Consider the following 14,582-nt stretch of genomic DNA (forward strand, 5'->3'; position numbering starts at 1 on the left):
CGCTATCGCGAGCAGGCTCGCTCCCACTGGGGGATGGTGTTGATCCATCAAATCGCAGACAAACAAAAACGCCCGGCATAAACCGGGCGTTTTGTATTGACTTGATTAGCGAGCGCGGTAAGTGATACGCCCTTTGCTCAAGTCATAGGGCGTCAGCTCGACGCGCACTTTGTCACCGGTAAGAATACGAATGTAGTTCTTGCGCATCTTGCCGGAGATATGCGCGGTTACGACGTGCCCATTTTCCAACTCCACACGAAACATGGTGTTGGGCAGGGTGTCGACGACAGTGCCTTCCATTTCGAAGCTGTCTTCTTTCGACATGCAGTAAAGCCCTCGGTGTCCAATGAATGGCCCGGTGCAACTGCGCCAGGCAAAAGCGGCGTGCATTGTGCCCGAAAAATGGGGTTTAAGCCAAGGGGTTCTAGTTCAGGATGACCCAGCGCTGATTAATCAGCAGTTCGATAGGTCGATATTGCGTCTTGTAGCTCATCTTTTTGCAGTTTTTGATCCAGTAGCCGAGGTAGACCGCTTCCAGTCCAAGGCGCCGGGCCTCGCCGATTTGCCAGAGGATCGCGTAGCGACCCAGGCTGCGACGTTCTTCATCGGGTTCGTAGAAGGTGTAGACCGCCGACAGACCGTTCGGCAGCAAGTCGGTAACGGCCACTGCCAGGAGCCGGCCTTCGAGACGAAATTCGTAGAATCGGGAGAATGGCAGGTCGCGCACAAGGAACGTCGAAAACTGGTCGCGACTCGGTGGGTACATGTCGCCATCGGCGTGACGTTGTTCGATGTAGCGCTGATAGAGATCGAAATACTCTTCGCTGAATTTCGGCCGGGCCGGGCGCACTTGCAGGTCGGCGTTACGTTTGAAAATGCGCTTCTGCTGACGGTTGGGCGAAAATTGCGCCACAGGGATGCGCGCCGGGACGCAGGCATTGCAATTCTGGCAATGAGGCCGGTAGAGATGATCGCCGCTGCGACGAAAACCCATTTCAGACAGGTCTGCGTAGACATGCACATCCATGGGCTGGCTAGGGTCGAGAAACAGGGTCGTGGCCTGCTCCTCGGGCAGATAGCTGCAAGAGTGGGGCTGAGTGGCATAAAACTTCAAACGCGCCAACTCGGTCATGATCAACCCTCGGGAATAAGCTTTGGATTAAGTGTAAGCCACACGGGCAAAAGTCGCTCAGCAAACCCAGGTTGCACGGCTGGGTTGATCCAGATGTTGTGCGAGGAAGTTGGCGAAATCGCGCCGAGGAATCGCTCGGGCGCCGAGGCTGTGCAGATGGTCGGTCGGCATCTGGCAGTCGATCAGCACAAAACCTGAGTCTTTCAGATGTCGCACCAGCGTGGCAAAGCCATATTTCGAGGCGTTGTCGGCGCGGCTGAACATGGATTCGCCGAAAAACAGCTGACCCATCGCCAGGCCATAGAGCCCGCCGACCAGCACGCCATCATCCCAAACCTCCACGGAATGCGCGTAGCCACGTCGATGCAGCTCGAGGTAAGCCGTCTGCATCGCGTCAGTGATCCAGGTGCCGTCGGCGTAGTCCCGAGGCGCGGCACAGGCGCTGATCACCGAGGCAAAGTCCTGATCGAAGGTCACTTGATAGCGTTGCTGGCGCAGCAATTTATTCAGGCTGCGCGAGACATGCAGTTCGTCGGGAAATAAGACGGTGCGCGGATCCGGCGACCACCAAAGGATCGGCTGGCCTTCCGAGAACCATGGAAAGCAGCCGTGGCGATAAGCCTGAATCAGACGATCGGCGGACAGATCTCCACCCGCGGCCAGCAACCCGTTGGGGTCGCGCATGGCTTTTTCCAACGGCGGGAACGTCAGGGTGTTGCGTTGTAACCAAGTCAGCATGGCATCCGGGCTTGCAGAAGGGGAGGGCGGTGACGGGCTGGCGGCCCGCCGTGAAGTGTGCCGTCAAACGGTGGGAATGTCGTCGAGGTATTTCTCGGCGTCCAGCGCGGCCATGCAGCCGGCCCCGGCGGAGGTTACGGCCTGGCGGTAGACGTGATCGGCCACGTCGCCGGCGGCGAACACGCCCGGGATCTCGGTAGCTGTGGCATCGCCATCGCTGCCGCCCTTGACCAGCAGATAGCCGTCGCGCATTTTCAACTGGCCCTCGAACAGGTCAGTGTTGGGCTTGTGGCCGATCGCGATGAACACGCCGGCCAGTGGCAATTCACGGGTTTCGCCTGTGTGGCTGTCGCGCAGGCGGGCGCCGGTCACGCCACTGGCATCACCCAGCACTTCATCGAGATTCTGGTTCCAGTGCAGGCGGATATTGCCGTTGGCGGCTTTTTCGAAGAGTTTGTCCTGGAGAATCTTCTCCGAGCGCAACTTGTCGCGCCGGTGAATCAGGTGGACTTCCTTGGCGATGTTCGACAAGTACAGTGCTTCTTCAACCGCTGTGTTGCCGCCGCCGACCACCGCGACCACTTGGTTGCGATAAAAAAATCCGTCGCACGTGGCGCAGGCCGAAACCCCTCGGCCGGCAAAGGCCTCTTCCGAAGGCAGCCCCAGATATTGCGCCGAGGCGCCGGTCGCGATAATCAGCGCGTCGCAGGTGTATGTGCCGCTGTCGCCGATGAGCTCGAACGGGCGTTGTTGCAACTTGGCGGTGTGGATGTGGTCGTAAACGATCTCGGTGGCAAAGCGCTCGGCGTGTTTTTGCATGCGTTCCATGAGCACCGGGCCGGTGAGGCCTTCAACGTCGCCGGGCCAGTTATCGACTTCGACGGTCGTGGTCAGCTGGCCACCTGCCTGTATGCCGGTAATGACAACGGGTTTGAGGTTGGCGCGGGCGGCATAAACGGCTGCGCTGTATCCGGCAGGGCCGGAACCCAGAATGATCAGGCGGGAATGCTTCGGTTCGCTCATAAAAACACCTCATAAGCCTTTGTCACAAAAGAGAATGCATGCTCAAATTGAAACGCGCGTAACGTGCTTTTGGCTATGCTACACCGAAGGGCTTCAAGCATGGCATCGGGCGAACAAACCCGTACAATGCCGTCTGTAACAGTGATTGAAACAAAATAAGCTGTGCGTACCGTGTTTATAAAAACCGGGGTGCAATGTTAAAAGTAGTCCCAGTTGCGCGTGTTAACTTTTTTACCTGCCTGGATTGGGCAGTTTTTTATAGTCATTCAACAGATGGACGCGCCATGGGCGCAGGAAAAGAAGCGTTTTGAAGAAATCCACCGCAGCACCCAAAACAGTCGTCGTTCCACTCTGGCGCCAGCACTTGCACTACCGGCTCAAGGAAGGTGCATTGATCGCCATCGGTGGCCTGTGCCTGTTCCTGATGATGGCCTTGTTGACCTATGGCAAGGACGATCCGGGCTGGAGCCATAACAGCAAGATCGACGACGTACAGAACTTCGGCGGGCCGGTCGGCTCCTACAGCGCCGATATCCTGTTCATGGTGCTGGGTTACTTCGCCTACATCTTCCCGTTGTTGCTGGCGATCAAGGCCTATCAGATCTTCCGTCAGCGCCACGAACAGTGGCAGTGGAGCGGCTGGCTGTTCTCCTGGCGCCTGATCGGCCTGGTGTTTCTGGTGCTGTCGGGCGCGGCACTCGCGCATATCCATTTCCATGCGGCGACCGGTCTGCCGGCTGGTGCGGGCGGCGCGTTGGGCGAAAGTCTTGGCGACCTGGCCAGGAACGCGCTGAACATCCAGGGCAGCACGCTATTGTTCATCGCGCTGTTCCTGTTCGGCCTGACGGTGTTCACTGACCTGTCGTGGTTCAAGGTGATGGACGTTACCGGCAAGATCACCCTCGACCTTTTCGAACTGTTCCAAGGCGCGGCCAATCGCTGGTGGAGCGCCCGTGTCGAGCGCAAACAACTGGTGGCGCAGCTGCGTGAAGTCGACGATCGCGTGCATGACGTGGTCGCCCCGACGGTCACGGACAAACGCGAGCAAGCCAAGGTCAAGGAACGCCTCATCGAGCGTGAGCAGGCCCTGAGCAAGCACATGTCGGACCGCGAGAAGCAGGTGCCGCCTGTCATCGCACCTGCGCCGCCCAAGCCGGCAGCGCCGAGCAAGCGCGTCGAGAAAGAGAAGCAGGCGCCCTTGTTCGTCGACAGTGCCGTCGAAGGCACCTTGCCGCCGATCTCGATTCTCGACCCGGCCGAAAAGAAACAACTCAATTACTCTCCAGAATCGCTGGCCGCCGTCGGCCACTTGCTGGAAATCAAGCTCAAGGAATTCGGCGTCGAAGTCTCGGTGGATTCGATCCATCCGGGCCCGGTCATTACCCGTTACGAAATCCAGCCGGCCGCCGGCGTCAAAGTCAGCCGCATCTCCAACCTGGCGAAAGACTTGGCGCGATCCCTGGCCGTGACCAGCGTTCGTGTGGTGGAAGTGATTCCGGGCAAGACCACCGTCGGTATCGAGATTCCCAACGAGGACCGCCAGATCGTGCGTTTCTCCGAAGTGCTGTCGACGCCTGAGTACGACAACTTCAAGTCGCCGGTCACCCTGGCCCTGGGCCACGACATCGGCGGCAAGCCGGTCATCACTGACCTGGCGAAAATGCCGCACTTGTTGGTGGCCGGTACGACCGGTTCCGGTAAGTCGGTGGGTGTGAACGCGATGATCCTGTCGATCCTGTTCAAGTCCGGCCCGGAAGACGCCAAGCTGATCATGATCGACCCGAAAATGCTCGAGCTGTCGATCTACGAAGGCATTCCGCACCTGCTGTGCCCGGTCGTGACCGACATGAAGGACGCGGCCAACGCCTTGCGCTGGAGCGTGGCGGAGATGGAGCGTCGCTACAAACTGATGGCGAAGATGGGCGTACGAAACCTGTCGGGCTTCAACGCCAAGGTCAAGGAAGCTCAGGACGCGGGCACGCCGCTGACCGATCCGTTGTACAAACGCGAAAGCATTCATGACGAAGCGCCGCTGCTGACCAAACTGCCGACCATCGTCGTGGTCGTCGACGAATTCGCCGACATGATGATGATCGTCGGCAAGAAGGTTGAAGAACTGATCGCCCGTATCGCTCAGAAGGCCCGTGCGGCCGGTATCCACTTGATCCTCGCGACCCAGCGTCCGTCGGTTGACGTGATCACCGGTCTGATCAAGGCCAACATCCCGACGCGCATGGCGTTCCAGGTATCGAGCAAGATCGACTCCCGGACGATCATCGACCAGGGCGGTGCCGAACAACTGCTGGGCCACGGTGACATGCTCTACATGCCGCCGGGCACCAGCCTGCCGATCCGTGTTCACGGTGCGTTCGTGTCCGATGACGAGGTTCACCGGGTGGTTGAAGCCTGGAAACTGCGCGGTGCACCGGAATACAACGACGAGATCCTGGCCGGTGTTGAGGAGGCCGGTAGCGGTTTCGACGGTGGCAGTGGCGGTGGCGACGAAGACAGCGAATCCGATGCGCTTTACGACGAAGCGGTGCAGTTCGTCCTGGAAAGCCGTCGTGCGTCCATCTCTGCGGTTCAGCGCAAGCTGAAAATCGGCTACAACCGCGCCGCACGCATGATCGAAGCCATGGAAATGGCCGGGGTCGTGACGTCCATGAATACCAACGGTTCGCGTGAAGTTCTGGCGCCTGGCCCGGTACGCGACTGATTTGATTTTGAAAGGATGGCGCAGTGATGCGCCACCCGAACTCCCACGAATGTTATGAGGACTCCCATGCGTCTTATCCGCATGCTGTTGCTGCCGGTACTGGCTTTGACCACGCTCTCGGCCCACGCCGATGACAAGGACGTGGCGCGTCTGACCCAACTGCTGGAAAAATCCCAGACCCTGACTGCGCGCTTCTCTCAGCTGACGCTGGATGGCAGCGGCACCCAGTTGCAGGAAACGGCCGGGCAAATGTCCCTGCAGCGTCCTGGCCTGTTCTACTGGCATACCGACGCACCGCAAGAGCAATTGATGGTTTCCGATGGCAAGAAGGTGTCCCTGTGGGACCCGGACCTGGAACAGGTCACCATCAAGACCCTTGACCAGCGCCTGACCCAGACACCTGCGCTGCTGCTGTCCGGCGACGTGTCCAAGATCAGCCAGAGCTTTGACATCAGCGCCAAGGAAGCCGGCGGCGTGATCGACTTCACCTTGAAACCTAAAACCAAGGACACCCTGTTCGACAGCCTGCGCCTGTCGTTCCGCAATGGCCTGGTCAATGACATGCAACTGATCGACAGCGTCGGTCAGCGCACCAATATCCTGTTCACCGGGGTGAAGGCCAACGAGCCGATCCCGGCGTCCAAGTTCAAGTTCGACATTCCCAAGGGTGCCGACGTCATTCAAGAGTAAGACGCAAAACCTGTTGGAGCTGGCTTGTGTGGCGAGGGAGCTTGCTCCCGCTTGGGGCGCGAAGCGCCCCCCGAAATGGGACTGCTGCGCAGTCCAGCGGGAGCAAGCTCCTTCGCCACAGGATTTCGCCAGACTTGAGAACTGCGTAATAAAGCGAGGTTTCAACCGCACGTGATGGACCTGTTTCGCAGTGCCCCGATCGCTCAACCCTTGGCCGCCCGCTTGCGCGCAGCCAATCTGGACGAGTACGTCGGTCAGGAACACCTGCTGGCTCGCGGCAAGCCTTTGCGCGAAGCCCTGGAGCAGGGTGCCCTGCACTCGATGATTTTCTGGGGCCCGCCGGGCGTGGGCAAAACCACCCTGGCGCGGTTGCTCGCGGAAGTCTCGGATGCGCACTTTGAAACGGTCTCGGCGGTACTGGCGGGCGTGAAGGAAATCCGTCAGGCGGTGGAAATCGCCAAGCAGCAGGCCGGCCAGTACGGCAAGCGCACCATCCTGTTCGTCGATGAAGTGCATCGCTTCAACAAGTCGCAGCAGGATGCATTCCTGCCATACGTTGAAGACGGCACGCTGATTTTCATCGGCGCAACCACGGAAAACCCTTCCTTCGAACTCAACAACGCGTTGCTCTCCCGGGCACGCGTTTACGTGCTCAAAAGCCTCGACGAAGCGGCCCTGCGCAAACTGGTGCATCGGGCGCTGACCGAAGAGCGTGGCCTGGGCAAGCGCCAGCTGACCCTCAGCGATGAAGGCTTCCAGATGCTCCTGTCGGCTGCCGATGGCGATGGCCGGCGGCTGCTGAACCTGCTGGAAAACGCCTCGGACCTGGCAGAAGACAACAGCGAGATCGGCGTCGATCTGCTGCAAAGTCTGCTCGGCGATACCCGTCGGCGTTTCGACAAGGGTGGCGAAGCGTTCTACGACCAGATTTCTGCGCTGCATAAATCGGTGCGCGGCTCCAATCCCGACGGCGCGCTGTACTGGTTCGCGCGGATGATCGACGGCGGTTGCGATCCACTGTACCTGGCCCGGCGCGTGGTGCGCATGGCCAGCGAAGACATCGGCAACGCTGACCCGCGGGCCCTGAGCCTGTGCCTGGCGGCGTGGGAAGTGCAAGAGCGCCTCGGCAGCCCTGAAGGCGAGTTGGCGGTGGCCCAGGCCATCACTTATCTGGCTTGTGCGCCGAAAAGCAACGCGGTGTACATGGGGTTCAAGGCCGCCATGCGCAGCGCCACCGAACACGGATCACTGGAAGTGCCGCTGCATTTGCGCAACGCACCGACCAAGCTGATGAAGCAATTGGGTTACGGCGATGAATACCGTTATGCCCACGATGAGCCGGACGCCTATGCCGCTGGCGAAGACTATTTCCCGGAAGAACTCGAGCCGCAACCGTTCTATCAGCCTGTGCCTCGCGGCCTGGAGCTGAAGATCGGCGAAAAGCTCAATCACCTTGCACAACTTGACCGTCTAAGCCCCCGGCAGCGGAGAAAATAAGTGATTCCATTGGTCATTGCTGTTTCCGTTGGCGGTGCCGCCGGGACTCTGTTGCGCTTTGCCACCGGTAATTGGGTCAACGCTAATTGGCCGCGGCACTTCTATACCGCGACGCTGGCCGTTAATATCGTCGGCTGTTTGCTGATCGGCGTTCTATACGGTCTGTTTTTGCTACGCCCGGAGGTGCCGATCGAGGTGCGCGCCGGGTTGATGGTCGGCTTCCTCGGGGGGCTGACGACTTTTTCATCCTTTTCACTGGATACGGTGCGCCTGCTCGAAACCGGGCAAATGCCGCTGGCCCTGGGCTATGCTGCCATCAGCGTATTCGGCGGGCTGCTCGCCACCTGGGCTGGCCTGTCCTTGACCAAACTTTGATAACGAGAGACCGACATGCTCGATTCCAAACTGTTACGTAGCAACCTTCAGGACGTAGCGGACCGCCTGGCATCCCGTGGCTACACGCTGGATGTCGCGCGCATCGAAGCGCTGGAAGAACAGCGCAAGACCGTCCAGACCCGCACCGAAGCACTGCAGGCTGAACGTAATGCGCGCTCCAAATCCATCGGTCAAGCCAAGCAGCGTGGCGAAGACATCGCGCCGTTGATGGCCGACGTCGAGCGTATGGCGAACGAATTGAGTGCCGGTAAAGTCGAGCTGGACGGGATCCAGACCGATCTGGATTCGATCCTGCTCGGCATCCCGAACCTGCCGCACGAATCCGTGCCGATCGGTGATGACGAAGACGGCAACGTCGAAGTGCGCCGCTGGGGTACCCCGACCGCGTTCGATTTCCCGGTCCAGGACCACGTGGCCCTGGGCGAGAAGTTCGGCTGGCTGGACTTCGAAACCGCCGCCAAGCTGTCCGGCGCCCGTTTCGCCCTGTTGCGCGGCCCGATCGCCCGTATGCATCGCGCCCTGGCGCAATTCATGATCAACCTGCACACCAGCGAACACGGTTACGAAGAGGCTTACACGCCTTATCTGGTCCAGGCCCCGGCGCTGCAAGGCACCGGTCAACTGCCGAAGTTCGAAGAAGACCTGTTCAAGATCAGCCGCGAAGGCGAAGCCGATCTGTACCTGATCCCGACCGCTGAAGTGTCGCTGACCAACATCGTCGCCGGCGAGATCGTCGATTCGAAGCTGCTGCCGATCAAGTTCGTCGCCCACACGCCGTGCTTCCGCAGCGAAGCCGGTGCGTCGGGTCGCGATACTCGCGGGATGATCCGTCAGCACCAGTTCGACAAGGTCGAGATGGTCCAGATCGTTGAACCGTCGACCTCGATGGACGCGCTGGAAGGTCTGACGGCCAACGCCGAGAAAGTCCTGCAACTGCTGGAACTGCCTTATCGCACGATTGCACTGTGCACCGGTGACATGGGCTTCAGCGCAGTCAAGACTTACGATCTTGAAGTGTGGATCCCGAGCCAGGACAAGTACCGCGAGATTTCGTCGTGCTCCAACTGCGGCGACTTCCAGGCCCGTCGTATGCAAGCGCGTTTCCGCAACCCGGAAACCGGCAAGCCTGAACTGGTTCACACCCTGAACGGTTCGGGTCTGGCAGTCGGTCGTACCCTGGTGGCGGTGCTGGAAAACTACCAGCAAGCCGACGGTTCGATCCGTGTGCCTGAAGTGCTGAAACCGTACATGGGTGGCCTCGAGGTCATCGGCTAAATGGACTATCTGCCGCTGTTCCATAACCTTCGCGGCAGTCGTGTGTTGGTCGTTGGTGGGGGGGAGATTGCCTTGCGCAAATCCCGCCTGCTGGCCGAAGCCGGTGCGCTGCTGCGGGTGGTCGCACCTCAAATCGAACCGCAGCTGCGCGAGCTGGTTGTCGGCAGCGGCGGCGAGTGCCTGTTACGGGGCTACGTTGAAGCGGACCTGGACGGTTGCGGGCTGGTCATCGCCGCCACCGACGACGAACCGCTGAACGCGCAAGTTTCCGCTGATTCCCATCGGCGTTGCGTGCCGGTCAATGTGGTGGATGCGCCGGCCTTGTGCAGCGTGATCTTCCCGGCGATCGTCGACCGTTCTCCCTTGATCATTGCGGTGTCCAGCGGCGGCGACGCGCCGGTGCTGGCGCGGCTGATCCGCGCCAAACTGGAAACCTGGATTCCGTCCACCTACGGTCAACTGGCCGGTCTGGCGGCGCGTTTTCGCAGCCAGGTCAAACGCCTGTTCCCGGACGTGCAGCAGCGTCGGGCATTCTGGGAGGATGTGTTCCAGGGCCCGATTGCCGACCGGCAACTGGCCGGGCAGGGTGCTGAAGCCGAACGCCTGATGCTGGCGAAGATCAATGGCGAAGCGCCGGTCGCCACCGGTGAAGTGTATTTGGTGGGCGCGGGCCCCGGTGATCCCGACTTGCTGACCTTCCGTGCCTTGCGCCTGATGCAGCAAGCCGATGTGGTGCTCTACGACCGCCTGGTCGCCCCGGCGATTCTCGATCTGTGCCGTCGCGATGCCGAGCGGGTCTACGTCGGCAAGCGTCGCGCCGATCACGCGGTGCCGCAGGACCAGATCAATCAGCAATTGGTCGACCTGGCCAAGCAAGGCAAGCGGGTCGTGCGATTGAAGGGCGGTGATCCGTTCATCTTCGGTCGTGGCGGTGAAGAGATCGAAGAACTGGCGGCCCATGGCATCCCGTTCCAGGTCGTGCCGGGTATCACCGCCGCCAGCGGTTGCGCGGCATATGCCGGGATTCCGCTGACCCATCGCGATTACGCGCAGTCGGTGCGATTTGTCACCGGGCACTTGAAGGACGGTTCCACCGATTTGCCGTGGGCCGACCTGGTTGCGCCGGCACAAACCCTGGTGTTTTACATGGGGCTGGTGGGCTTGCCGATCATCTGCGAGCAACTGATCAAGCACGGTCGCGGGGCGGACACCCCAGCGGCGCTGATTCAGCAGGGCACCACGGTCAATCAGCGGGTATTTACCGGTACGCTGGCTGATCTTCCTCGACTGGTGGCGGAGCATGAAGTGCATGCGCCGACGCTGGTGATCGTTGGGGAAGTGGTGCAATTGCGCGAGAAACTGGCCTGGTTTGAAGGGGCTCAGGCGCAAGTCTGATCGGACCGAGCCGGTCGAGCGCGACCCCGGCCCATCGCTGGCAGGCTAGCTTCCACAGGGGATTTGAGAACGACACACATCCAGTGTGGGAGCTAGCCTGCTAGCGATTGGGAGCTTCAAAAACGGCACAAACCTCAGGCCCTGCGCCAAACCCCTTTCCCGTTCAACCGCGCCCGATCATGGGTTGCTGTGAAATCCTGCGTCGGCCCTTTCGGCACAATCCCGGTCGGGTTGATGGTCTTGTGGCTGCCGTAGTAATGATTTTTGATGTGCTGAAAATCCACCGTCTCGGCAACGCCCGGCCATTGGTAAATCTCCCGCAGCCAGTTCGACAGATTCGGATAATCGGCAATCCGCCGCAGGTTGCACTTGAAGTGGCCGTGATACACCGCATCAAAGCGAATCAGCGTGGTGAACAGCCGAATATCCGCTTCGGTCAGGTACTCGCCGACCAGGTAACGGTTGGCGCCCAGCAGTTGCTCCAATCGATCCAGTTCGGCAAACACATCATCAAACGCTTCTTCATACGCCTGCTGTGACGTGGCAAACCCTGCGCGATAAACGCCGTTGTTCACGGCCGGATAAATCCGCTCATTCAACGCATCGATCTCGCCGCGCAGGGGGGCTGGGTAGAAATCCAGGTCATTGCCGGTCAGGTCATCGAAGGCGCCGTTGAACATGCGGATGATCTCCGCTGATTCATTGTTGACGATGCGATTTTGCTGTTTGTCCCAGAGCACCGGCACGGTGACGCGACCGGTGTAGTCGGCGGTATCGGCGGTGTAGCGCTGGTGCATGAAATTGAAATGATCGAGTTTGTCGCCGGTCGAGCCCAGGTTCTGGTCGAAGGTCCAGCCGTTTTCCAACATCAACCAGCTGACCACCGAGACGTCGATCAGGTTTTCGAGGCCTTTGAGTTTGCGCAGGATCAGCGTGCGATGCGCCCACGGACAGGCGAGGGATACATAAAGGTGATAGCGGCCAGCTTCGGCTGCAAAGCCACCGACGCCCGTCGGGCCGGGCTTGCCGTCGGCGGTCAGCCAGTTGCGACGTTGCGCCTGTTCGCGCTGGAACGCGCCATCCTTGCTGCTTTCGTACCACTGGTCCTGCCAGCGACCTTCAACTAACAAACCCATGTTCAAGACTCCTCAATCAATAAGCGTTGGAGAGGAGTCTATTCATATAGGTTCGATTAAATAGCGCAAAGGTTCGAGGGTTATGATCGGTTAAATCGATCTGTCCCGAGCGTCCCAATACTGCTGCGCCGTTTCGAAGGCGTGTTCCCGGGTCTGACCGAGGCCACGCAATGCGAGGGCCATGGTCGAGATCAAGGCCATTTGCGGGTAGCTGTCGACCACGTCACCGCGCCAGACGGCTTTCAAATGTTCAGGATCGAGCGAGGCGGGTTTGACGTGGCGTTGACTCGACAACTGCGGCCATTCCTCGTCCCAGCTTTCGCCGCCGGTGGTGCCGTACAGGTGGCTGTCGGCATCCGGGTTGATCTCGATTTCGCCACCGTCGCCCTTGACCACAATCGCGGTGTCGCCGAGCAGGCCGCTGGCATCGCGATGCACCGCCTGGTAACCCGGGTGGAAAATGCTTTGCAGGCCGCAGCGAGCACCCAACGGGTTGAGAATGCGGGTGAGGGAGTGGATCGGCGAACGCAGGCCCAAGGTGTTGCGCAGGTCGATCATGCGCTGCAACTGCGGTGCCCAATCCACCAGCGGCATAAACGCCAGGCCTCCGTTATCGAGCGCCGAGCCGACCTGTTGCCAGTCGCGGCACAACGGGATGTTCAACCCTTCCAGCAGTTGTTCGCTGTAGAGCCGGCCGGCCGTATGGGCGCCGCCGCCGTGCATGAAGATGCGCACGCCGTTTTGCGCCAGGCATTTGGCCGCCAGCAGGTACCACGGCAGGTGACGCTTCTTGCCGGCATACGTCGGCCAGTCCAGGTCTACCGCCAGGGCTGGCGGGTTCAACCGTTCGCGCAGGGCTTCGGTGAAACCGGCCATTTCCTCGGCGCTTTCTTCCTTGTGCCGCAACAGCATCAGGAACGCGCCGAGCTGGGTGTCCTCGACCTTGTCGTCGAGCACCATGCCCATGGCTTCACGCGCTTCGGCCCGGGTCAGGTCGCGGGCACCGCGCTTGCCTTTGCCGAGGATCCGCACGAACTGGGCGAACGGGTGTTCGGCGGGCGTTTCGAGGGTCAGCGCTGGAAAGTCAGTCATAAGCAATTCGTCGGTTTGGGCAGGCCCGCCAGTTTCGCGGCGAGTTTGGCAGGGGTGCCTTTGAACAGTCGGTTGAGGTGCAGGCTGTTGCCTTTTTCCGGGCCGAGCTTCAACGCGGTGTACTTGATCAGCGGTCGGGTGGCCGGGGATAGCTGGAATTCGGCGTAGAAGTTGCGGAGCAATTCGAGGATTTCCCAGTGCTCCGGGCTCAACTGGATGTCTTCGGCGGCGGCGAGGGCGCTGGCCACCTCGCTCGACCAGTCACTCAGTTCGACCAGGAAACCGTCCTTGTCCAACTTGATGGCACGTGCGCCGACTGTCAGGGAATTCATAGCCAACTGTTCACCTTGTCGTAGTGAATCGACAACTCGACGAAGGCGGGGTAATCAATGGCTTTGGCCGCGTCAGGAACCGCCAACGCACGGGCCTGGGCGTCTTCGGCCAGTACGAACAGGTTCAACGGGCGGGCATTCAGCGCGTTGAACGGCGCGGTGCCCGGTTGCAACGCATAGACGGCGTCGCCGGTCAGCAGCAACGCGTCGTTTGTGCCGATCACGCGCAGGCAACTGGTCAGGCGGTCATCGCTGAACGGGGAATGAGACAACACATGCAAAGTCGACATCAGAGGGTGATCACCTGGTCGTAACGGTCAATAAGTGCAGTGACTTCCTGGGTGGCCAGCACCCGGGCTTCTTCAAGCGACCGACCGTTGAGGTCCAGACCTCGTTCGGCAGCGCTGTGGCCACAGACATACAGGTCTTCCACACCGAACATCGGCAACGCTTGCAGGTTGGCGCTCAGGTCTTTTTGTTGCAGGGCCTTGGCGTCCTGTTTCGCAGCGAGCTGGAACACCCCGTCATCGAGAAACAGCAAGCCAATCGGCAGGTCGAACGCGCCACCAGCCAGCACGATGTCCAGCGCTTCCCGAGCGTTCGGCCCGGACCACGGGGCCTGGCGGCTGATAATCAACAAAGATTTAGCCATCTCACGCGCCTCCGAAACAGATCAGGCGGTCAGCGTCTTGCACCGCGTCATGCAACTGGCCGAGGCCGGACAATTCCCACGGTGCGCCTACGGCAACGGCGTCACGCTGATAGCGTCCGGCTTCCTCTGCGTTCAACACGCCACGGCGCAGGGCGGCGGCAATGCACACGACGCCATCCAGCTGATGCTCGGTGACAAAGGCGCGCCATTGCTTGGGCAGGTCCTGCTCATCCTGCGGCGTGACCACGCTGCCGGAGGCGTTGTAGACGCCGTCCTGATAGAAAAACAGCCGGACAATCTCATGCCCGCCGGCCAGCGCTGCCTGGGCAAACAGCAAGGCACGGCGCGAGGAGGGCGCATGGGCGGCGGAAAACAGCGCGATGGCGAACTTCATGACGGACTCGATCAGCAAAACTGCGGTCATGATAAAGCTTTATCGCGAGTGCGGCGAAGGGGGTTTACTCGTAGACCGAGTCGCGGCCATCGCGAGCAGGCTCGCTCCTGCAAG

16 protein-coding genes are annotated in these 14,582 nt (G+C 60.4%); 6 read left to right on the forward strand and 10 right to left on the reverse strand.

The window, feature by feature from the left end; all coding sequences use genetic code 11:
• Positions 1–105: 105 nt before the first annotated feature.
• From infA to trxB, 4 genes are all read right to left on the reverse strand, one after another.
• The gene (infA, locus tag RHP74_RS10655; protein WP_002553999.1) at positions 106–324 is read right to left on the reverse strand and encodes a translation initiation factor IF-1; all 219 of its coding nucleotides are present in this window, start codon (positions 322–324) and stop codon (positions 106–108) included.
• 100 nt (positions 325–424) lie between these two features.
• Positions 425–1,132: an arginyltransferase gene (locus RHP74_RS10660; protein WP_010458901.1), complete on the reverse strand. Its 708-nt coding sequence runs from the start codon at positions 1,130–1,132 to the stop codon at positions 425–427.
• A gap of 57 nt (positions 1,133–1,189) precedes the next feature.
• The gene (gene aat / locus RHP74_RS10665; RefSeq protein ID WP_010458902.1) at positions 1,190–1,870 is read right to left on the reverse strand and encodes a leucyl/phenylalanyl-tRNA--protein transferase; all 681 of its coding nucleotides are present in this window, start codon (positions 1,868–1,870) and stop codon (positions 1,190–1,192) included.
• A gap of 63 nt (positions 1,871–1,933) precedes the next feature.
• Positions 1,934–2,893 (reverse strand): thioredoxin-disulfide reductase, encoded by a 960-nt coding sequence (trxB, locus tag RHP74_RS10670; RefSeq protein WP_077748745.1) that lies wholly within the window; start codon positions 2,891–2,893, stop codon positions 1,934–1,936.
• A gap of 307 nt (positions 2,894–3,200) precedes the next feature.
• Between trxB and RHP74_RS10675 the strand changes: the two genes are divergently transcribed.
• The 6 genes from RHP74_RS10675 (at position 3,201) to cysG (ending at position 10,862) form a co-directional block, all read left to right on the forward strand.
• The gene (locus tag RHP74_RS10675) at positions 3,201–5,609 is read left to right on the forward strand and encodes a DNA translocase FtsK (protein WP_010458906.1); all 2,409 of its coding nucleotides are present in this window, start codon (positions 3,201–3,203) and stop codon (positions 5,607–5,609) included.
• Between the two features lie 66 nt (positions 5,610–5,675).
• Positions 5,676–6,299: an outer membrane lipoprotein chaperone LolA gene (gene lolA, locus RHP74_RS10680; RefSeq protein WP_007904916.1), complete on the forward strand. Its 624-nt coding sequence runs from the start codon at positions 5,676–5,678 to the stop codon at positions 6,297–6,299.
• 174 nt (positions 6,300–6,473) lie between these two features.
• A complete protein-coding gene (locus RHP74_RS10685; protein WP_027925133.1) occupies positions 6,474–7,796 on the forward strand; it encodes a replication-associated recombination protein A in 1,323 nt (440 codons plus the stop codon).
• Positions 7,797–8,171, forward strand: a complete 375-nt coding sequence (gene crcB / locus RHP74_RS10690) for a fluoride efflux transporter CrcB (protein WP_145309607.1) — start codon at positions 7,797–7,799, stop codon at positions 8,169–8,171.
• A gap of 15 nt (positions 8,172–8,186) precedes the next feature.
• Positions 8,187–9,467 carry a serine--tRNA ligase gene (gene serS, locus RHP74_RS10695; protein ID WP_010458913.1) on the forward strand — a complete coding sequence of 427 codons (1,281 nt, stop codon included), beginning with the start codon at positions 8,187–8,189 and terminating at the stop codon, positions 9,465–9,467.
• The gene (cysG, locus tag RHP74_RS10700; protein ID WP_145309611.1) at positions 9,468–10,862 is read left to right on the forward strand and encodes a siroheme synthase CysG; all 1,395 of its coding nucleotides are present in this window, start codon (positions 9,468–9,470) and stop codon (positions 10,860–10,862) included.
• Positions 10,863–10,996: 134 nt separating this feature from the next.
• Here cysG and RHP74_RS10705 read toward each other — a convergent pair whose 3' ends face one another.
• The 6 genes from RHP74_RS10705 to tusD all read right to left on the reverse strand — a co-directional run bounded on the left by RHP74_RS10705 (position 10,997) and on the right by tusD (position 14,468).
• Positions 10,997–11,998 (reverse strand): glutathione S-transferase family protein, encoded by a 1,002-nt coding sequence (locus tag RHP74_RS10705; protein WP_200668162.1) that lies wholly within the window; start codon positions 11,996–11,998, stop codon positions 10,997–10,999.
• Positions 11,999–12,088: 90 nt separating this feature from the next.
• Positions 12,089–13,090, reverse strand: coding sequence for a glycosyl transferase family protein (locus RHP74_RS10710; protein WP_154911561.1), 1,002 nt, complete (start codon positions 13,088–13,090; stop codon positions 12,089–12,091).
• Positions 13,087–13,422: a TusE/DsrC/DsvC family sulfur relay protein gene (locus tag RHP74_RS10715; protein ID WP_311099308.1), complete on the reverse strand. Its 336-nt coding sequence runs from the start codon at positions 13,420–13,422 to the stop codon at positions 13,087–13,089. Before RHP74_RS10715 ends, RHP74_RS10710 begins: the two co-directional genes overlap by 4 nt.
• Complete coding sequence (tusB, locus tag RHP74_RS10720; RefSeq protein WP_172790609.1) at positions 13,419–13,712, reverse strand: sulfurtransferase complex subunit TusB; 294 nt, start codon at positions 13,710–13,712, stop codon at positions 13,419–13,421. The genes RHP74_RS10715 and tusB overlap by 4 nt, the downstream gene beginning before the upstream one ends.
• Positions 13,712–14,074 carry a sulfurtransferase complex subunit TusC gene (tusC, locus tag RHP74_RS10725; RefSeq protein WP_010458926.1) on the reverse strand — a complete coding sequence of 121 codons (363 nt, stop codon included), beginning with the start codon at positions 14,072–14,074 and terminating at the stop codon, positions 13,712–13,714. Before tusC ends, tusB begins: the two co-directional genes overlap by 1 nt.
• Position 14,075: 1 nt before the next feature.
• Positions 14,076–14,468: a sulfurtransferase complex subunit TusD gene (tusD, locus tag RHP74_RS10730; RefSeq protein WP_010458929.1), complete on the reverse strand. Its 393-nt coding sequence runs from the start codon at positions 14,466–14,468 to the stop codon at positions 14,076–14,078.
• Positions 14,469–14,582: the final 114 nt, after the last annotated feature.

This window comes from Pseudomonas sp. SG20052, from assembly GCF_031766055.1.
In the GTDB taxonomy this organism is placed as follows: domain Bacteria; phylum Pseudomonadota; class Gammaproteobacteria; order Pseudomonadales; family Pseudomonadaceae; genus Aquipseudomonas; species Aquipseudomonas mandelii.